Below are 18,992 nucleotides of genomic sequence, written 5' to 3' on the forward strand. Positions count from 1 at the left end.
GGGTCGACTCCAGAGGTGCGCCAGGGGGTGAACGTCCGTTCACCCACTAGGGGTGTACACCCGTTCACCCCCGGCGCGCAAGGCCCGCGCTCATGCTCCCCGGTCAGGCCGCCTGCTTCGAGAACTCCCCTGCCGCCGCCCACGCCGACCGCTCGGCGGCGAACGCCTCCGCCTGCGTCGCCCGGAAGGCGGCGATCGACTCGGCATTCGCGGCAAGGAACGACTCGTGGTCCGCGAGGGAGAAGCTGCCGTCGGTGATCTGCACACCGCCCGCACCTCCCGCAGCCGTCTCCGCACGCAGGTCGAGCAACTCCTCAGGCTCGACGGGGTACCAGGAGATCCGGTCGAAGAACCGCAGCAGCCAGGGCGTTCCGTCCTCGAACGCCGCCGTGTTCTGCGGGTAGCGGTGGTTCCACACCTGCGTCGTGCGTCCGACGAACTGGTAGCCGCCCGGGCCTTCCATGCCGTAGATGCACAGGTACGCGCCACCGATACCGACGGCGTTCTCCGGGGTCCAGGTGCGAGCCGGGTTGTACTTCGTGGTGACGAGGCGGTGCCGCGGATCGAGCGGGGTCGCCACGGGTGCACCGAGATACACGTCACCGAGCCCGAGCACCAGGTACTCGGCGTCGAAGACGGTGTCGAAAACGTCTGCGACCGTGTCCAATCCGTTCATCCGTCGAATGAACTCGATGTTCCAGGGGCACCATGGCGCATCGGAGCGCACACCGTGCATGTACCGCTTGATCGCCTCCCTCGTCGCCGGGTCGTCCCACGACAGCGGCATCCGGACGTGCCTGCTCGGCACCACCAACTGCGACGACTCCGGAATCTCGTCCTCCACCTCGCCGAGGAGACCCAGGAGCTTCGGCACGGACAGGACGTCGGGGTCGACACGGACCTGCAGCGAGCGGATGCCGGGAGTCAGGTCGAGCAGTCCCGCAGGCTTGTCCGCCTCGAGGCGCTGGTGCAGCGCATGAACCCGCGCCCGCAACGCCAGGTCGAGCGTCAGGTCGCCGTACTCGACGAGCACGTTGTCGTCGCCGGAACGCCGGTACGTGACGGCGGTCGAGCCGTCGCGGCGCGCGATCACGCCGTCGTCCCCGTCGCCGGACGTCGAGAACACGGACGGGAGTGCCGCGCGCCGACCCACCCCGAGGTCGCGAAGGGACGCCGCGTGCGCCGCCTTGACCGGGACGAAACGCACCCGGTCGCCGGGGCTGAGCTGACCGAGCTTCCACCGCTCCGACGAGACGACCGTGACGGGACAGACGAATCCGCCGAGGCTCGGGCCGTCGGGACCGAGCAGGATGGGGGTGTCGCCGGTGAAGTCGAGCGCACCGACGGAGTACGCGTTGTCGTGGATGTTCGACGGGTGCAGGCCGGCCTCGCCTCCGTCCGGGCGCGCCCAGTCGGGTTGCGGACCGATCAGCCGGACGCCGGTGCGGTCGGAGTTGAAGTGCACCTCGTAGTCGGTGCCGTAGAGGGTGCCGATGTCGCCTCGGGTGAAGAACTCCGGCGCGCCGTGCGGACCCTCCGTGACGGCGATCTCCCATCGCGAGGAGATGACGGGGACGTGCTCACCGGGGACCGGTTGCGCCGCAGCGTGATTCTCGGCGGTGACGCCGATCGAGAGGGTGTCACCGACCTGGAGGGCACGGCCCTCGTGCCCTCCGAACCTGCCGAGAGTGAAGGTGGCGCCGCTGCCCATGTAGTCGTCGACCTCGATGCCGCCCCGGATCAGCAGGTAGACCCGGAGGCCGGGACCGGTCACGGCACCGATGTCGAGCACTCCCCCGGCCGGCACCGTGACGGGCTGCCACATCGGCACGACCCGGCCGTCGACCCGCACCGGTACCGGCGCTCCCGCGACGCACACGACGGTGTCCGCGGAGAACCTCAGTGCCGGCCCCGACATCGCGAACTCGAGACCCGCTGCGCCTTCTCCGTTCCCGACGGCGACGTTGCCGAGCCGGAACGACAGGTCGTCCATGGGCCCCGACGGCGGTACGCCGATCTGCCAGTACCCGACGCGCCCGGGCCAGTCCTGGACGGTGGCGAGCATGCCGGGCCGCACCACCTCGACGGTGGCGGCGCCACCGTGATTCACCGTGCTCATCGCGTCTCCTCGGTGGGGCGGGTGACGATCATCCGGACCTCGGTCGGGTCGAAGCCGTTGCAGGGGTTGTTGATCTGCGGGCAGTTCGAGACCAGCACCAGCGAATCGACCTCGGCGCGCAGGGCGAGGCGCTTACCCGGCGCGGACAGTCCGTCCACGATGCCGAGGGTGCCGTCCTCGTCGACGGGGACGTTCATGAAGAAGTTGATGTTGGAGACCATGTCCCGCTTGCCGAGCCCCCACTTCGCGCCCTCGACGAGGAAGTTCTCGACGCAGGCGTGCTGGTGCTTGGTGTGGTGGCCGTAGCGCAGGGTGTTCGACTCCTGGGAGCACGCTCCGCCGACGGTGTCGTGGTTGCCGACCTCGTCGCCGACGATCGTCATCAGGGCGCTGCCGTCGCAGGCGCGGAGTATCGAACCGGTCGTGAGGAACAGGCTCCGCTGAGCGGTGACGGTCGCGGCGGCGTCGTAGCGGACGGCGTGGTCGTCGGCCGCGTAGATCAGCGTGTCAACGGCCTGGTTGCCGTGCAGGTCGACGATGGTGAGAACGTCCCCGGCGCGGACGACGGCGGACCAGGGACCTCGGGCTCCCGCGATCTCGTCGAGGACGACGGTGCCGGGGACGAGGGCGAGGGATTCGGCTGCGAGGGTGGCGGTCATCAGGCGTCCTTCCCGAACCGCGATGCAGTCCAGCTGTCTTCGGTGTTGAGTACCGCGCGGAGGTACTCGGGTTCGTCGTTCGGGAGTGCGTCGAGATCCTCGGGTGCCCGCCAGGCGAGCACCTCGAGCGAGGTGGTCTCGTAGGCAGGAGCCACGTCGAGTGGGTGCGCGGTGTTGGCGACGAGCACGATCACCGGCAGGTGCAGAAGCAGCTCGACGGCGGTGTCTGGTCCTGCGTTGCCGGTAGGCGTCAGGGCGCCGTCCGGTTCCACGCGGACACCGTGGAAGAACGACAGTGCGGGCGGGAGATCACGCGGCGCCAGGTCGTGCTTGGCCGCGGCGAGCGTCAACAGTTCCCGCCCGGCGGGCGATGCCGAGTGCACGGTGCCGTCCCCGTATCTCGCGGTGTTGCCGGCGAGAGTGGTGGTCCCGCAGAACGTGTCGTGACGCCCGGAGCTGTCGGCGACGACGGTGGCGAGGACGCGACCCTGGTCGGAGAGCAGCGGGTGCCCGACGCCGAGGTACGCCTGCCACGGCACCTTCACGGTGTCGGCGACGTTGAGGCGCTCGTGCGGGGCGTCGGCGCGGTACAGCAGGAAGGTGGCGCATGCCCGGCCGTCGATGTCGCGCAATCGGATCCGCGTGCCCCGTGCCAGGACCTTGCTGGTGTAGCGGCCGCCGGGGACCATCTCGGCCCAGGTGAGTCGGGCGGCGTCGACACCTGCGGGCGGGGTGGGCCAGGCGGAGGCGGGCAGGACGGGCATCGAGTCGGTGACCGCCCCGGCCTGGGATCGGGCGTGGTCGCGGGCGGCGCTCGTGGTCGCGGTGCTCGCGGCGCTTGTGGTCGGTGTGTTCACGGACACGGCTCAGGCTCCAATCGTGACGGGGTTCGGGACGGCCTTGCCGCGCGGGTAGCAGAGCGCTCCGAGGAGCACGACGGCGACGATGGTGAGCGGGCCGGCCCACTGCAGGACGGGGTACTCCCCGGTCGGGTTGAAGATCTCGGCGCGCGGCCAGGCCAGGTTGATCACCATGACGACGCCGTAGGTGACGGCGGCGATGTTGACGGGAAGTCCCCAGCGGCCGAGCGTGAACAGCGGCTTGCCCTCGGAGTCGACCTGGGTGCCGCCGTGCGGCCAGCCCCTGAGCCTGCGCAGCAGCAGCGGCGTCGTGACGAGCAGGTAGGCCAGGTAGATGAGGATGATGCACACGCTCGAGAGGGTGGCGAAGATCGCGGAATTGCCGACGTTGACGGCGAGGACGCCGATGCAGAGCACGCCGATGAGGACGGACGGCGCGATCGGGGTTCCGGTGCGCGGGTTGACCTTCGAGAGCACCGCGGAGGCCGGGAGCCGACCGTCGCGGGCCATCGAGAACATCAGCCGCGACGCGGCGGTCTGGATCGCGAGGGTGCAGACGGTCACCGCGATCGCGACGTCGACCAGCAAGAGCGTGCCCCACGGCGACGACAGGATCGAGTTCAGTACGTACGGAAGACCTTCGGTGGCGAGTCGCCCGTCGGTGAGACTGGGTGCCGCCATGAGTGCGCCGACGATCATCAGCCCACCACCAAGCGCGGAGACGGACAGTGCCAGGCGGATGGTGCGGGGTGCGACGCGGCGTGGGTTGCGGGTCTCCTCGGCGAGTTCGCCCGCGGAGCCGAATCCGACCATCACGTACGCGGCCATCAGGCCGGACACGATCCAGGCCCAGATGTAGCCTGGCTGTCCGCCTGCCTCCCCGGTGTCGAACACGGCCTGCGGGCCGCGCTCGGCGTGGGTGAAGAACATGCCGATGACGGCGATGACGCCGATGATCTCGCAGGTGACCCCGATGTTGTTGATGCGCGACATCCAGTTGACGCCGACGCAGTTGATGGTCGTGGTGACGACGAGGAGAACCGAGCCGAGCAGAACGGCGTTCGCCGCGCCGGACTGCGACGTCAGGGACGGATCGTCGCCGATGACCTGGAACCCGCTCCACACGTTCGGGAGAACGACCTGCAGTGCGATGGCGGCAGCGGACGCGGTGACGATCTGCGCGAGGATCATGAACCAGCCGGCGAACCATCCGACGATCTCGCCCGCCATGCGCCTCGACCACTGGTAGATCGCACCCGAGATCGGGTAGCGCGCCGCGAGTTCCGCGAAACACAGCGCGACCATGAACTGACCGACGAAGACGACCGGCCACGTCCAGAAGAAGGCGGGTCCTGCGAAGCCGAATCCCAACCCGAAGAGCTGGAAGATCGTGGTGAGGATGGAGACGAACGAGAAGCCGGCGGCAAAGGATGCGAACTTTCCGAGGGAACGGTGCAGTTGCTGCTCGTACCCGAACTCGGCGAGGTCACCGTCGTCGCCGCCGTTCTTCGAGGCGAGGGTCGTCATGGGCTCTCCTGCGAGGTGCGGCTGTCGGCTGAATTTCTGTCGAGTGACAGTTTTCGTGCCGCCGGTTTTCTCGCGATGACTCCCACGTTTCGCTGTGTAGCCGTTGCGTATCGGGTGCATGTCCGGCGTTACCGCCGTGTTTCTGCGCCCTCACTCGCGGGGTGGCGCCCACTGTAATGCCAGGATGGGCGCATGAACGAACCGCTCGTGATCCGCGATGCGGCGATGCGACCGGTGGGCGAACTACTACGCGGACCTGCCCCGACGTGCGCCCCCGACCGCCCGGTCGCCGACGCCGCTCGCCTCATGACCGAGAGCCGAACCCGGTACGTGCTGGTGCCCCTCGGCGACAGCGATGTCGGCGAGGGACGCTTCGGCATCCTCACCGAAGGCGACCTCCGCCAGAGAGTGGTCGGCGCCGGGCGCGACGCCGCGGTTCCCGTGGCCCAGGTGATGAGCGTGCCCGCGCACACGGTCTCGGCATCCACTCTGGGCGCGGACGCACTGCTCGACATGCTCGCCCACGGCGTCCGTCGGCTCCCAGTCCTCTCCGAGACGGGCACGCTCCTCGGCGTGGTCGAGGACACCGACCTGCTCGCCAACGCCACCCGCGGCGGCTTCCTGTTGCGCGCCGAGATCGCCCGCGCCGACGACGCCGCCGCGCTGGCCGACGCGACCGCGCGTATCCCCGCACTCGTGGCGGGCCTGTCGCGGGCGAGGATCGCCGCGCTCGACGTCAGCGCGATCCTGTCGGTCGTCGTCGAAGCGACCGTGGCGCGGGCCGTCGAACTGGTCGGCGCCGAAAACGGTTGCGGCGCCGCGTGGCTCGGTCTGGGCAGCGTCGCCCGGCGCGAGGCGGTGCTCAGCTCCGACGTCGACAGCGCGACGGTCCTGACCGCCGACTCCGGCCCGGTCGACCAGTCGCTCGCGCGGGCCGCCCGCGCACACGCCCTGCTCTCCGACTGCGGACTGCGGTCCGACGACAAGGGCGCACTGGCGTCCCGCCCGCGGTTCGCCCGAACCCTCACCGACTGGCATTCCGCCGTCGACGGGTGGCTCGCCGACCCCTACTCCGACCAGGCACTGGTCATGCTGGGGATGCTCGTCGACAGCCGCGTCGTCCACGGCAGCGGCGATCTGGACCTTGCCGCGCACACCGCCGATGCGCTGCGCGCCCGGCCCGAGGTGCTCGCGCTTCTGCTCCGGGAAGCGGTGGAGGAGAAGGCGAGAATCAAACGCAAGATCGTCAGCAGGCGCACCGAACCGGTCGACGTGAAGTCCCACGGTCTGACGCCGATCGTGAACATCGCCCGCTGGGCCGGTACCGCTGCGGGCCTCGCCGCGGCGTCCACTCCGACCCGGCTCCGTGTCGCCGTCGAACGCGGACTGCTCTCCGCGGACGACGGCCGGGTCCTGAACGAAACGTTCGACGTCCTCACCCAGATTCGACTGCGTCATCAGGGCGAACAGGTGGAACGGGGCGAGCAACCAGACGACATCGTCGATCCGGATACGCTCAGCCCGCTGCAACGCAGCCTGCTGTCGGGTGCCGTCCGCGAGATCGCCGGAGTGCAGCGCACCCTCGCGTACGCCGGTCCGCCCTCGTGAGCACCGAATCCGCCCGGCATCCAGATCTCTTCACTGGGCTGCCCGCCGCGATCGTGCACGCCGTCGACCAGGCCGTCGCCGCCGAACGACTCGAGGGCTGGCGCCCGGAACGCACCGACGTCGCGGACCTGGTCGCACTCGCCACCGGCGAGCGCACCCGCGAGGAGTTCGTCGCGGACCGTCTCGACCGCGCCGCGTCGCTGCCGCCCACGACCCGACGCCGTTGGTGGGCACTCCCCCGCCCGTATCTCCTCCCGGGGACCGATGTGCTGCGCAACAACTTCGGGCTCCGCGATGCCGACCAGCTGCGGGACGTCGAATTCGCGGCGACCGCGGCGCGGCTCGTGCTGGCCCATCTGGACGAGGTACCCCCGGTCCGCCGCATCGACGCCGATCACATCCTCGGTCTGCACCGGTGGGTGTTCGGGGACGTGTTCGGGTGGGCCGGTCAGCCACGGATCGTGGAGTTGTCGAAGAACGGTGACGGTTTCGCACCCGTCGCGGCGATCGACCGGTACCTGAGGGAGGTGGAGATCGCCGTTGCCACCGTCGACTGGCCGCGCGTCGACCGCGGACGCCTCGCCTACGCGCTCGCGGCGGTGTACGTCACCTACAACCACGCGCATCCGTTCCGGGAAGGCAACGGGCGCACCGGCACGCTACTGCTCCACCACCTGTGCGGAGCGACGGGATTTCGTCTCGACCTGTCCGGCGTCGACCGCCGGGAATGGATCGCCGCGTCACGCGATTCGGCACCGTTCCGGCGCAACGGCGCACCGAGTCCGCGACCGATGATCCCCGTTCTGGGCCGCGCACTCGTCGAGCGACGCCCGGTCACCGGAACAGCGCGCTGCTGACGCGGGCCCGGAAGAACTCCCCTTCGTCCTGCCGGTCGGTGCCCCACCACCACCCGGCGCGGAACGCCGAGGCGATCGAGACACCCCCGAAGTCCCGTTCCTCGTCGATGCTCACACCGAAGGTGTGCAGGCCGAAATCCCCACCCGGCGGCGTGCCCCACCGTTGCAGTTGCGCCCCGCGAAGTCGTCCGTCCTCACCGATCGTGACGTCGACCGTGTTCTCGTGACCGTCGATCACCGAATGCAGACGCAGGCCCTGCTCGTCCTCGGACCAGCGCATGCCGACACAGGCAGTCGGGAGAAGTACCGATTCGATCGCGAGCCGTCCTGCCGCGCTGCGCGTGACGTCGTCATCGGCCGCCGACATCACCGGCACGAGTCCACCGAGGCGCCAGCGCATCTCACCCGAGCCCCCGGTGTAGCGGTCGAAACCGAGCACCGGGACACCGGCGACCCGCGCGGTCGCGGCCCACACGAACCCGACGCCGGGTCTGAGAATCTGGGTGGCGGTGAACCGACGCCACGCCCCGAGCTTGATCTCGCCGCTCATGGTCAGGCACACCGCGGAGGCCAGTGGTGCGCCCGGCGCGATCGACCGGATCAGCCACCGCCGCGCCCGGTCCGGCAGGCTTTCCGCCATTGCGGCGTCGAAGGTGCGATCGGTGCTCGGCGTCGCGAGCGCACGCCACTGCTTGGCGGCCATGCGGGCCGACCTCGGCGGGGACGGGAACTCGGACATCACTCCTCCTCCGGTTCACGGTAACCCGGCTCTGCCCTGGCAGGATGGTGAACGTGACCAACGCCGGCCCCGGACGACCGCGACTGACCAAGCAGCGACGGCCCGGCCCGACCGCTACCGCGCAGATCCTCGATGCCGCGGCCGAACTGTTCACCACACAGGGATTCTCCTCGACGTCGACTCGCAAGATCGCGGACGCCGTCGGAGTGCGGCAGGCGTCCCTGTATCACCACTTCGCAACGAAGGACGACATTCTCGTCGCCCTCCTCGAAGGCACCGTCACCACTGCGTTGGCCGTTGCCGATCAACTCGTGAACCGACCCGAACCGGCCGCGGTACGGCTGTACGCGCTGCTGAACTTCGATGCCGGACAACTGCTGTCGGGACGATGGAATCTCGGTGCGCTGTACCTGCTTCCGGAACTGCGCACCGAGCGGTACGCGCCGTTCCGTGACGAGCGCCAGAAACTGCGCGACCGCTACGCGCAGTTGGCACGGCTCGTCCTCGACGATCTCGGCATCGTCGACGACGCGCGATGCGGGCTCCCGTTCCGCCTCGTCGAGACGGTCATCAACGAGCGCAGCGATTCCGAGGCAGGCACCGGGGACAGTGCACCGATCGGGGCAGCGACGATCGCGGAGGCAGGACTGCGGGTGCTCGGGTGGACCGACCTCGACGCCGTCCGCGCCTCGGCAGCCACGCTCGTGTTGCAGGAGAACAACGGTGGCCGCTGACTGCGTGTTCTGCGACGTGATCGCCGGTCGCGCCGACGCTCACGTCGTCCACGAGGACGAGCACACGGTCGCGTTCCTCGACCGGCGACCGGTCTTCAAGGGGCACCTCCTGCTGGTCCCTCGTCTCCACCTGCCCGTGCTGGCCGATCTGCCCGCCGAACTCGTGTCTCCGGTCTTCTCTGCCGCACAACAGCTGTCGGCAGCCGTCGTCAGCGGTCTCGGAGCGCAGGGTTCGTTCGTCGCGATGAACAACACCGTGTCCCAGTCCGTCCCCCACCTCCACGTTCACATCGTTCCCCGCACGAAGGGCGACGGCCTGCGTGGATTCTTCTGGCCCCGAAGGAAGTACGCGAACGACGCCGAGGCGGCGGACTACGCCGCTCGGATCACCGCCGCACTCGACCGGCCCGCGTAATCGGGACACGCATGCGGCCGGGTCCAGTGTCACGAAAGCGCGCGGGGAGATCGCGCCGATCACGACCGGGCCCGGCGAAGAAAGCACACCACCGACCCGGTCAATGGACATCCACCCGCAACCTCTTGACAGCCTGCTGTCAAACATGACAGGATGCTGTCATGACTGAAACAGTGCACGTAGCCCTGTACGACACGTTCGTCGATTGGGAGATCGGGTACGCGATCGACCACGTCAACGACCCGGAGTGGCAGAAGGCGCCCGGCCGCTACGCCGTCGCCACGGTCGGCGCGACCGCCGATCCGGTCACCTCGACCGGCGGCCTCCGGATGCTGCCCGACACCACGCTCGACGACGTCGATCCGGCCGACAGCGCGATGCTGATCCTCGCGGGCAACAACATCTGGCACACCGACCAGTTCGCCCCGTTCGCCGCGAAAGCCCGCGACTTCCTCGACGCGGGTGTGCCCGTCGCCGCGATCTGCGGCGCAACCGGAGGACTTGCCCTCTCGGGGCTGCTCGACCACCGGGCTCACACCAGCAACGCCGCCGAGTTCCTGGACGGCCTCGGCTACGCGGGCGGAACGCACTACGTGGATGAGCCTGCCGTCACCGACGGCGACCTCATCACCGCGACGGGCATCGCTCCCGTCCACTTCGCCAGGGAGATCTTCCGGCGCCTCGATCTGTACGAGACCGATGTCCTCGACGCCTGGTTCGAGCTGTACGGCCTGCGTGACCCGGCAGGCTTCTACAAACTGGCGAACCGGTGAGCGACAGCGCCGAGCAGGACCTGCCCAGCAACCAAGAACTGCTCAGCGGCCTGGCGCTGGCGTCGTTCCGCCTCAATGGGCAGTTCCTCGACGTCGCCGAGTCGCTGACACGCCCGGTCGAGTTGACCGCGGCATGGTGGCAGGTGCTCGGCGCCGTCCTCCGGACGCCACTGTCCGTCGCCGACATCGCCCGCGAAATGGGCATCACCCGGCAGAGCGTGCAACGCATCGCGAACCTGCTCGTGGACCGCGGACTCGCCGAGTACCAACCGAATCCGGCGCATCGGCGCGCCAAACTCGTTGCACCGACCGATGCCGGACGGCAGGCTGTGCGACGGATCAATCCCGCACACGCGGCGTTCGCGCACCGCCTGGCGAGCGAACTCGACCCCCGAGACCTCGCGCGCACACTCGAGGCGATCCGGACGCTCTCGACAGCACTCGACCGCATCCCGCTGTGACGGACGAGGACGATGTCACTCGCTGATGCGAACGACCTCGTCGTCGGTGAGGACGGTCCGCGGTATGCGGTTCGCGTCACGGGCGAGTCGGACTGCGCGGTACAGGGGTCGTTCCTCCAGGCCGGCGCCTCGCGCCTCGCACCGCAACTGTCCGATGAGCGCGGCCGACATCGCCACTGCGGGGGCGAGTTCGCCGGACACCAGTCCGTCGGCGAGCGCCCGCAGTGGCAGCACCTCCAGTTCGCGTCCACCGTCGTCCGTGTAGAGCGCCAGCGGTACGGCGACCTGACGCTTCCCGTCACCGACCTGCAGCGCCACCTGAGACACCCGACCGCTGCGCACGATCAGTTCGGCGGTGACGGCGTGGGCGACGTCCACAGACTTGGTCCGCACACCCGAGTGCGCGTGGATCACGGTGCCGCACATCCACATTCGGCGCCGTGACGCCAGCAGAGCCGACACTGCCGTCGGCAGCGCGATGATCGCGGCGACGAGCAGCCCCACGCCCGGGCCGGCGAACAGCCCGACGATCAGACCGACGACCACGCCGACGCCGACGGCACCCATCGCGAGCCGGCGTAGTCGCGGCACGATCAGGTGCGCGGGGATCAGGTCCAGTTCGACCGCCCCGGCGTCACCGGTCGCCAAGTGCGGCACCCACTTCCGCGACCACGGACTCCAGCGACACCTGCCGCTGGTCGCCGGTCGCCAGGTCCTTCACCCCGATGACACCGTCGGCGATGTCCCGCTCCCCCAGTACCAGCGCGATCTTGGCGCCGGACCGGTCCGCGGCCTTCATCGCGCCCTTCACGCCGCGCCCGCCGTACGCCATGTCGACGCGGATGCCCGCCGCACGCAACCGGGCCGCGAGGACGACCATCGACGCCTTGGCCTCGTCACCGAGCGGCACACCGAAGACCTCGCAGCGGGCCGGGTTGCCCGCGGCCTTGCCCTCGGCTTCGAGCGCGAGGATGGTGCGGTCGACACCGATACCGAACCCGATACCGGACAGCGGCTGACCACCGAGCTGCGCCATCAGGCCGTCGTAGCGTCCACCGCCACCGATGCCGGACTGCGCGCCGAGGCCGTCGTGCACGAACTCGAACGTCGTCTTCGTGTAGTAGTCCAGGCCGCGCACCATCCGCGGATTCACCACGTACGGCACACCCAGCGCGTCGAGGTGCGCGAGGACCTCGTCGAAGTGGGCCTTCGCCTCCTCCGACAGGTGGTCGAGCATCAGCGGTGCACCCGCCGTCATCTCCTTGATGTGCGGACGCTTGTCGTCGAGCACGCGCAACGGGTTGATCTCCGCGCGGCGACGGGTGTCCTCGTCGAGGTCGAGGCCGAACAGGAACTGCTGCAGCTGCTCCCGGTACTGCGGGCGGCAGGTGTCGTCACCGAGGGAGGTGATCTCGAGACGGAACCCTTCGAGACCGAGCCCGCGGAACCCTGCGTCGGCGATCGCGATCACCTCGGCGTCGAGCGCCGGATCGTCGACACCGATCGCCTCGACGCCCACCTGCTGCAGCTGCCGGTAGCGGCCGGCCTGCGGGCGCTCGTACCGGAAGAACGGACCCGCGTAGCTGAGCTTCACCGGGAGCTGCCCCCGGTCGAGACCGTGCTCGATCACGGCGCGCATCACGCCCGCCGTGCCCTCGGGGCGCAGCGTCACCGACCGGTCACCCCGGTCCGCGAAGGTGTACATCTCCTTGCTGACCACGTCCGTGGACTCGCCGACGCCACGTGCGAACAGGCCGGTGTCCTCGAAGATCGGCAGTTCGATGTGTCCGTACCCGGCCAGGCGGGCTGCTCGGGTCAGGCCGTCGCGAACCGCGACGAACTCCGCCGACACGGGCGGCACGTAGTCGGGGACGCCCTTGGGCGCGGAAAAGGCGGTGTTGGTGGACTTGCTCACGGCTCTACTTTTCCCTACTGCGCGTCGGACAGTCCAACCAGGAACGGGTTCGACGCCCGCTCCTGCCCGATCGACGTTGCGCCGCCGTGCCCCGGAAGGACCGCGGTCGCGTCGTCGAGGACGAGCAGTTTCGCCGCGATCGACGCGAGCAGCTGGTCGTGGTTGCCACCCGGCAGGTCGCTCCGGCCGATCGAGCCGGCGAACAGGGTGTCGCCGGTCAACGCGAGCGGGACGACGCCCTGATCGGTGTCGACGGTCGTGCGCAGCACCACCGAGCCCTGCGTGTGTCCCGGCGTGTGATCGACGGTGATCGTGATCCCCGCCAGGTCCAGCACATCGCCGTCGGCGAGTTCGACGACCTGCGACGGCTCCCTGAACTCGGCGTCGCCGATCATCGCGGACAGCGCAGCGCCCGTTCCGCGCAGCGGGTCGGACAGCATGTACCGATCGTCCGGGTGGATGTAGGCGGGGATACCGAACTTCTCGCAGACCGGCTCGACCGACCAGGTGTGGTCGAGGTGGCCGTGCGTCAGCAGCACGGCGGCAGGAGTCAGCGACTGTTTGTCGAGAAACTCGATCAGCGGCTCCGCCGCGTTCTGGCCCGGGTCGACGACGAGGCACTCGCTCGCGCCGTCCTGCGCGAGGATGTAGCAGTTCGTCTGGAAGGCCCCGGCCGGGAATCCGGTGACGAGCACGGCAATCGCTCCTACGTCGGTGATGTGATGGTCCGCAGTACAGCCTATGTGTACGGCTGCGGGGCGGCCCAAGTGCACGCCTGTGGACCTGTTTCACAGGTTCGGGTGGCACACTCGGTCACCGAGATTTCCCGGCGTCGGGTCCCCGGCGTCGGCGTGTGAGCGCACCGAACCGGAGGTAAGCAGCAGTGCCAAGCAATGAGCAGCGCCGCCAGACCGCGAAACGCAAACTGGAACGGCAGCTCGAACGTCGTGCGGAGCGCGACCGCAAGCGCAAGCAGATGACGATCGGTGCCTCGGTTCTCGGCGTGGTCCTGGTGATCGCCGCAGGCGCCGTGGTGTACGGGTTGACGCGGTCCGACGACACCTCCGATGCCACTGCCGCGGAGTCCACGCCCACGCAGGAGTCGACCGCGGGCGAGATGCCCACGGCCCGCGCCGCGGCGCTGCCCGCGACGGTGGACTGCAGCTACATGCCCGACGGTCAGGCGCCCGCGAAGCCCGTCACCGCACCGAACGCGACCGCGGTGTCCGCCGAGGGTGTCGCCGAGGTCACGCTCGCGACGTCACAGGGCACGATCGGCCTGAACCTGGACCGTGCCGAGTCGCCCTGCACCGTCAACTCGTTCGTCTCCCTGGCGCAGCAGGGCTACTTCGACGACACCCCGTGCCACCGCTTGAGCACCACCGGGCTGATGATTCTGCAGTGCGGCGATCCGACCGGCCAGGGCACCGGCGGGCCCGGCTACGGCTTCGTCAACGAGTTCCCCACCGACCAGTACGACCCCGAGGACTCGAACCTCGAGCAGCCGGTGACGTACCCGCGGGGCACCATCGCGATGGCGAACACCGGCCAACCGGGCAGCAACGGAAGCCAGTTCTTCCTCGTCTACGACGATTCGCCGCTGCCGCCGATGTACACCGTTTTCGGCACCATCTCCGAAGAGGGACTGGCGACGATCGAGAAGGTCGCCGCCGCAGGTGACGACGGCTCCATGCCCGCGGGTGGCGGAAAGCCGAACACCCCGATCCAGATCCAGACCGCTACCGTGGCCGCATGATGCGCACAACGATGTTCCGCACTATGGCTGCCGCTGCAGGCGTCGGCCTGGTCCTGACCGCCACCGCGTGTTCGTCCGACGACGACGGGTCGACCTCGTCGACCACGAGCGCGAAGGCGGCTGCGACGACCGAGCAGCAGGAGCTCGACATGTCCGGCTACGGGACGCTGCCCGCCGTCCCCGCGGCGTCCGGTCCGACGGTCTCCTGCGAGTATCCGTCGACGCCGCAACAGGCCGCGAAGCCGGTCGACGCACCCGCCACCACCGACGTGTCCACCGAGGGCATCGCCGCGGTCACCCTCACGACGACGCAGGGCACGATCGGACTGAACCTGGACCGGGCCGAGGCTCCGTGCACGGTCAACTCGTTCGTCTCGCTCGCCGCGCAGGGCTACTTCGACGACACCGACTGCCATCGCATCGTGACGTCTCCTGGCCTGCAGGTTCTGCAGTGCGGCGACCCGACCGCGCAGGGCACGGGCGGTCCGGGCTACCGCTTCGCCAACGAGTACCCGACGACGGCGTACGCCGCGAACGACCCGGCGGCGCAGCAGCCGATGGTGTACCCGCGCGGCACCATCGCGATGGCGAACTCGGGCCCCGGCGGCACCAACGGCAGCCAGTTCTTCCTGGTCTACGAGGACTCTGTGCTCCCGCCGCAGTACACCATCTTCGGCACGATCTCCGACGAGGGACTGGCCACGATCGAGAAGGTCGCCGCCGCGGGCGACGACGGTTCGATGCCCGCCGGTGGCGGCAAGCCGAACACCCCGATCACGATCGAGACCGCCTCGGTCGCCTGACACTCCCTGCACCACCCACGGCCGCCGCGCTACCTCCTTCGGTAGCTCGGCGGCCGTTTCGCGAGGAACGCGGCGGTGGCCTCGGCGCGATCCTCGGTGAGCGCGGTGAACACCTGCTGCCGGTTCTCGAACTCCACCGAGGCGTCGAACGACGGGGTTTCGAGCGCGATCCACATGCCCTGCTTGGTCAGCTCCACCGACAGCGGCGGATTGAGCATGATCTCGTTGGCCTTCGCGAGTGCGGCGGCGAGCAGACGGGTCGGCTCGACGACGTCGGTGACCAGCCCGATCCGCAGTGCCTCGTCGGCGTCGAACCGGCGCCCGGTGAGCATCAGCTCGTGGGCCCGCCCGGCACCGACGATTCGGGGCAGCAGCCAGGACACCCCGATGTCGCAGGCCGAGAACCCTGCTCGAATGAACGACACCGCGAACACCGCCGGTGTGGCGGCGATGCGGACGTCGCTCGCGCAGACGAATGCGAGTCCCCCGCCCGCCGCCGGACCGTTGACGGCCGCGACGACGGGCTGGGGCAGTTCGTGCAGTTGCTGTGCGAGCCCCGCGATCTCACGCTGACGGCTCAGTGTCCGCGCGAGGTGGCCCTCGTCGGCAACCCGGTCCTCGTCGCCGTAGCCGTTCAGGTCGAGGCCTGCGCTGAACGCGTGGCCTGCCCCGGTGAGCACGACGACGCGGCAGGAACGATCCTGCGCGATGTCGGTGAGCACCTCGTGCAACTCGGCGACCGCGTCCGCGGTCAGCGTGTTGAGTGCGTCCGGCCGATTCAGCGTGACCTGTGTGACGCCGTCCGCCGGGGAGGTGACCAGGACCTCGCTCACCGGGTTGCCGGCTGTGAGTAGCGGTCCCGCAGCAGTCGCTTGTACAGCTTGCCGGTCGCGTGTCGCGGCAGTTCGGCCTCGAAGTCGATGCGCCGGGGGCACTTGTACGCGGCGAGGTGTTCGCGGCAGTACGCGAGCAGCTCGTCGGCCAGTGTGTCGTCCGGTTCCACACCGGCGATCGGTTGCACGACGGCGTGGACGACTTCGCCGAGTTCGTCGTGGGGAATCCCGAACACCGCGGCGTCCGCGACTTTCGGGTGGACGACCAGAACGTCCTCGGCTTCACGGGGATAGATGTTCACCCCACCGGACAGGATGAGATCCGCACGACGGTCCGACAGGTACAGGAAGCCGTCCGGATCGAGGTAGCCGAGGTCACCGACCGTCGTCCACCCCTGCTCGTTGCGCGAACCGGCGGTCTTCTCCGGATCGTTCAGGTACTCGAACAGCAGTCCGCCGTCCGACCAGATCGTGCCCGTCTCCCCCGGCGGCAGCTCCCGGCCGGCTTCGTCGAGAATGTGCGCGGTACCGAGTATCGACCTGCCCACCGACCCCGGATGCGCCAGCCACTGGGCCGAATCCAACGCGGTGAACAGGCTGTTCTCCGTGGACGAGTAGTACTCGTGCACGATCGGGCCGAGCCAGTCGATCATCGCCCGCTTGGTGTCCTGTGGGCACGGTGCGGCCGCATGGATGACCACCTGCAGCGAGGACAGGTCGTACGCCCTACGTTGCGTCTCCGGCAGCTTCAGGATTCGGATGAACATCGTCGGCACCATCTGCGTGTGGGTCACCCGATGACGTTCGACGAGGTCGAGCGCACGCTCGGCGTCGAAGCGTTCCATCACGATCGCGGTCCCGCCGTAACGGTGCACGGTCATCGTGAACCGCAGCGGCGCTGCGTGATACAGCGGCGCGGGCGAGAGGTAGACGCTGTCGCGGTCGATACCCCAGTGGTCGTGTAGCAGTCCCGCGACACCCGGCGGGGTGCCGATCGGGTCGAGGGGCAGCGCCGCCTTCACACCCTTGGGGCGACCCGTCGTCCCCGACGAGTACAGCAGGTCAACGCCTTCACGTTCGTCCACCTCGGTCCCCGCGGGAACGGACGCGACTGCCTCCGCAAGGCTCTCGAAGCCGGATCGGGAGTCACCGGTGGTGAAGCGGTGCTCGACGTCTTCCGTCTGCTCGGCTGCCTCCGCGGCCGCGGCGAGGTGCCGTTCACTCGTGATCAACGCCCGAGCGCCGGAATCACCCAGGATGTAGGCGATCTCGTCCGGAAGCAGCCGCGTCGAGAGGGTGACGTAGCGCAGACCACTGCGCTGCGCCGCCCACGCGATCTTCGGGAAGTCGGCGCTGTTCTCCATCAGGACCGCGATGCAGTCCCCGTGACGCAGTCCGCGCGACGCGAGCAGCGCGGCGATGGACCTCGACGCGTCCACCAGTTCGCGGTACGTCACGACGGTCCCGGTCTCGGCCATGACGTAGGCGGGGCGACCCGGCTCCGCGTCCGCGTGGGTGTCGGGAAAGTCGATCACGGGTGTCACTCCTGTCCCTGAGCCTTGGAGAATTCGGGCGTGGGGTAGCGGCGCACGATGGCGAGCAGGCACAGCAGGCCCACCGCGCCCGCCACCGCGATCAACGCGCCGACCTTCCAGGCGTTGTCCGGATTCCCGCCGATGAGGAGCACCATCACCATCGGCGCGAACCCGCCGATGATGGCCGAGATCTGGTAGCCGAGGGACGCACCGGAGAACCGGATCTCCGGGGGGAACAGCTCGGAGAACAGCGTGCCCTGGGTGCCGGTCTGGAACGACATCGCGATCACACCGACGATGACGGCGATCGCGAACGGCCACACCGAGTCCGGGCCGGAACCACCGATCAGCAGCCACATCGGCAGACCCCACACCATCATCGCGACGGTGCCGAGGCCGAAGATCAGCTTGCGCCCGAACTTGTCGGACAGGTGACCGAACAGCGGCACCAGCGGGATCTGCAGTGCGCAGGCGATCAGGATGTACGTCAGCACGGTCGAGCGCTCGACGCCGAGGTAGGTGGTGACGAACTGAACCGAGCCCGTGATCATCGTGTAGAAGAAGATGATGCCGATCGCGTTCGAACCCGCCGCGAGGAGCACCGTGCCGGGGTTCTTGCGCAGCACCTCGATGATCGGGGACTTCTTCACAGCCGGTGCCGCGTCGAGCTTCTCGGCGATCTTCTTGAACTCCGGGGTCTCCTCCAGGTACCGGTGGATGGCGAACGCCACCGGCAGCATCACGAGGCTGATCCAGAACGGAATGCGCCAGCCCCAGCTGAGGAAGTCGTCCTGCGCGAGTGTCGAGGTGATGACCAGGAACACGACGTTGCCGAGGACCACACCGATCGGCACGCCCAACTGGGCGAAGCTTCCGAAGAACCCGCGCCTGTTGGCCGGCGCGTTCTCCGTGGCCAACAGGACCGCGCCACCCCACTGCGCGCCGACCGCCAGGCCCTGGCAGATGCGCAGCGTCACGAGGATCATCGGTGCGAGCCACACGATCTCGGTGTTCGGAACGAAGCCGATCAGCGACGTGGCGATGGCCATCAGCACGACCGCTGCGACCAGCACCGGCTTACGTCCGACCTTGTCACCGAAGTGTCCGGCGAGGATGCCACCGATCGGCCTCGCGATGAAGCCGACGGCGACCGTCGCGAACGAGTTGACCGCCGCGACGACCTCACTTCCGGTGGCGAAGAAGGTGGAGTTGAACACCAGCGCGGCGGCGGTGGAGTAGATGAAGAAGTCGTACCACTCCAGCGACGTGGAGATCGCCGCGGCGACCGCGGCTCGGCCCGCTCTGGGCGGGGCATCCGTGGTGGAGGTCGTGGAGCCGGGCGGTGGTGTCACGTCCACGGTGTCGGAGCTCATGTGATGTCTCGATTCGCTCGGGGGG

19 protein-coding genes are annotated in these 18,992 nt (G+C 69.1%); 8 read left to right on the forward strand and 11 right to left on the reverse strand.

Annotated elements, in window-relative coordinates; translation table 11 throughout:
- Positions 1–103 precede the first annotated feature (103 nt).
- Genes FFS72_RS03710 through FFS72_RS03725 form a run of 4 tightly spaced genes read right to left on the reverse strand, consistent with a single transcriptional unit; the run spans position 104 to position 5,165 of the window.
- A complete protein-coding gene (locus FFS72_RS03710; protein WP_137872662.1) occupies positions 104–2,119 on the reverse strand; it encodes a 5-oxoprolinase/urea amidolyase family protein in 2,016 nt (671 codons plus the stop codon).
- Positions 2,116–2,778 carry an urea amidolyase associated protein UAAP2 gene (locus tag FFS72_RS03715; RefSeq protein ID WP_137872663.1) on the reverse strand — a complete coding sequence of 221 codons (663 nt, stop codon included), beginning with the start codon at positions 2,776–2,778 and terminating at the stop codon, positions 2,116–2,118. Before FFS72_RS03715 ends, FFS72_RS03710 begins: the two co-directional genes overlap by 4 nt.
- Positions 2,778–3,641 carry an urea amidolyase associated protein UAAP1 gene (locus tag FFS72_RS03720; protein ID WP_137872664.1) on the reverse strand — a complete coding sequence of 288 codons (864 nt, stop codon included), beginning with the start codon at positions 3,639–3,641 and terminating at the stop codon, positions 2,778–2,780. The genes FFS72_RS03715 and FFS72_RS03720 overlap by 1 nt, the downstream gene beginning before the upstream one ends.
- A 3-nt stretch (positions 3,642–3,644) precedes the next feature.
- On the reverse strand, positions 3,645–5,165 hold the full coding sequence (locus tag FFS72_RS03725) for an amino acid permease (RefSeq protein WP_137872665.1): 1,521 nt from the start codon (positions 5,163–5,165) through the stop codon (positions 3,645–3,647).
- A gap of 192 nt (positions 5,166–5,357) precedes the next feature.
- Here FFS72_RS03725 and FFS72_RS03730 point away from each other — a divergent pair, with 192 nt between their 5' ends.
- Together FFS72_RS03730 and FFS72_RS03735 are read left to right on the forward strand one after the other, a co-directional pair.
- Positions 5,358–6,773, forward strand: coding sequence for a putative nucleotidyltransferase substrate binding domain-containing protein (locus FFS72_RS03730; RefSeq protein ID WP_137872666.1), 1,416 nt, complete (start codon positions 5,358–5,360; stop codon positions 6,771–6,773).
- Positions 6,770–7,630 (forward strand): Fic family protein, encoded by an 861-nt coding sequence (locus FFS72_RS03735; protein ID WP_249353098.1) that lies wholly within the window; start codon positions 6,770–6,772, stop codon positions 7,628–7,630. Before FFS72_RS03730 ends, FFS72_RS03735 begins: the two co-directional genes overlap by 4 nt.
- Here the strand turns inward: FFS72_RS03735 and FFS72_RS03740 are convergent.
- The gene (locus FFS72_RS03740; RefSeq protein ID WP_249353099.1) at positions 7,608–8,369 is read right to left on the reverse strand and encodes a DUF6544 family protein; all 762 of its coding nucleotides are present in this window, start codon (positions 8,367–8,369) and stop codon (positions 7,608–7,610) included. The genes FFS72_RS03735 and FFS72_RS03740 overlap by 23 nt on opposite strands.
- 44 nt (positions 8,370–8,413) lie before the next feature.
- Between FFS72_RS03740 and FFS72_RS26735 the strand changes: the two genes are divergently transcribed.
- The 4 genes from FFS72_RS26735 to FFS72_RS03760 all read left to right on the forward strand — a co-directional run bounded on the left by FFS72_RS26735 (position 8,414) and on the right by FFS72_RS03760 (position 10,752).
- A complete protein-coding gene (locus FFS72_RS26735; protein WP_137872667.1) occupies positions 8,414–9,103 on the forward strand; it encodes a TetR/AcrR family transcriptional regulator in 690 nt (229 codons plus the stop codon).
- Complete coding sequence (locus FFS72_RS26740; protein WP_249353100.1) at positions 9,093–9,518, forward strand: HIT family protein; 426 nt, start codon at positions 9,093–9,095, stop codon at positions 9,516–9,518. Before FFS72_RS26735 ends, FFS72_RS26740 begins: the two co-directional genes overlap by 11 nt.
- A 161-nt stretch (positions 9,519–9,679) precedes the next feature.
- Entirely contained in the window at positions 9,680–10,291 is a 612-nt protein-coding gene (locus FFS72_RS03755) for a DJ-1/PfpI family protein (RefSeq protein WP_137872669.1), read from the forward strand.
- A complete protein-coding gene (locus FFS72_RS03760; RefSeq protein WP_249353101.1) occupies positions 10,288–10,752 on the forward strand; it encodes a MarR family winged helix-turn-helix transcriptional regulator in 465 nt (154 codons plus the stop codon). Before FFS72_RS03755 ends, FFS72_RS03760 begins: the two co-directional genes overlap by 4 nt.
- Before the next feature lie 15 nt (positions 10,753–10,767).
- On the opposite strand, the gene FFS72_RS03765 is transcribed toward FFS72_RS03760, so the two are convergent.
- The 3 genes from FFS72_RS03765 to FFS72_RS03775 are packed head-to-tail and all read right to left on the reverse strand — an operon-like array spanning position 10,768 to position 13,362.
- Positions 10,768–11,400 carry a hypothetical protein gene (locus tag FFS72_RS03765; protein ID WP_502704071.1) on the reverse strand — a complete coding sequence of 211 codons (633 nt, stop codon included), beginning with the start codon at positions 11,398–11,400 and terminating at the stop codon, positions 10,768–10,770.
- Complete coding sequence (gene hisS / locus FFS72_RS03770; protein WP_137872671.1) at positions 11,387–12,667, reverse strand: histidine--tRNA ligase; 1,281 nt, start codon at positions 12,665–12,667, stop codon at positions 11,387–11,389. Before hisS ends, FFS72_RS03765 begins: the two co-directional genes overlap by 14 nt.
- Before the next feature lie 14 nt (positions 12,668–12,681).
- Positions 12,682–13,362: an MBL fold metallo-hydrolase gene (locus FFS72_RS03775; RefSeq protein ID WP_137872672.1), complete on the reverse strand. Its 681-nt coding sequence runs from the start codon at positions 13,360–13,362 to the stop codon at positions 12,682–12,684.
- A 188-nt stretch (positions 13,363–13,550) separates the two neighbouring features.
- Between FFS72_RS03775 and FFS72_RS03780 the strand changes: the two genes are divergently transcribed.
- Together FFS72_RS03780 and FFS72_RS03785 are read left to right on the forward strand one after the other, a co-directional pair.
- The gene (locus FFS72_RS03780) at positions 13,551–14,423 is read left to right on the forward strand and encodes a peptidylprolyl isomerase (protein ID WP_137872673.1); all 873 of its coding nucleotides are present in this window, start codon (positions 13,551–13,553) and stop codon (positions 14,421–14,423) included.
- A gap of 11 nt (positions 14,424–14,434) precedes the next feature.
- Positions 14,435–15,226, forward strand: coding sequence for a peptidylprolyl isomerase (locus tag FFS72_RS03785; protein ID WP_137872764.1), 792 nt, complete (start codon positions 14,435–14,437; stop codon positions 15,224–15,226).
- Positions 15,227–15,255: 29 nt separating this feature from the next.
- Here the strand turns inward: FFS72_RS03785 and FFS72_RS03790 are convergent, their stop codons facing one another.
- Genes FFS72_RS03790 through FFS72_RS03800 form a run of 3 tightly spaced genes read right to left on the reverse strand, consistent with a single transcriptional unit; the run spans position 15,256 to position 18,967 of the window.
- Positions 15,256–16,059 carry an enoyl-CoA hydratase/isomerase family protein gene (locus tag FFS72_RS03790; RefSeq protein WP_137872674.1) on the reverse strand — a complete coding sequence of 268 codons (804 nt, stop codon included), beginning with the start codon at positions 16,057–16,059 and terminating at the stop codon, positions 15,256–15,258.
- The gene (locus tag FFS72_RS03795) at positions 16,056–17,594 is read right to left on the reverse strand and encodes an AMP-binding protein (protein WP_137872675.1); all 1,539 of its coding nucleotides are present in this window, start codon (positions 17,592–17,594) and stop codon (positions 16,056–16,058) included. The genes FFS72_RS03790 and FFS72_RS03795 overlap by 4 nt, the downstream gene beginning before the upstream one ends.
- Before the next feature lie 5 nt (positions 17,595–17,599).
- Positions 17,600–18,967, reverse strand: coding sequence for an MFS transporter (locus FFS72_RS03800; protein ID WP_249353102.1), 1,368 nt, complete (start codon positions 18,965–18,967; stop codon positions 17,600–17,602).
- Positions 18,968–18,992: the final 25 nt, after the last annotated feature.

It is taken from the genome of Rhodococcus sp. Q (assembly GCF_005503035.1).
In the GTDB taxonomy this organism is placed as follows: domain Bacteria; phylum Actinomycetota; class Actinomycetes; order Mycobacteriales; family Mycobacteriaceae; genus Rhodococcus_G.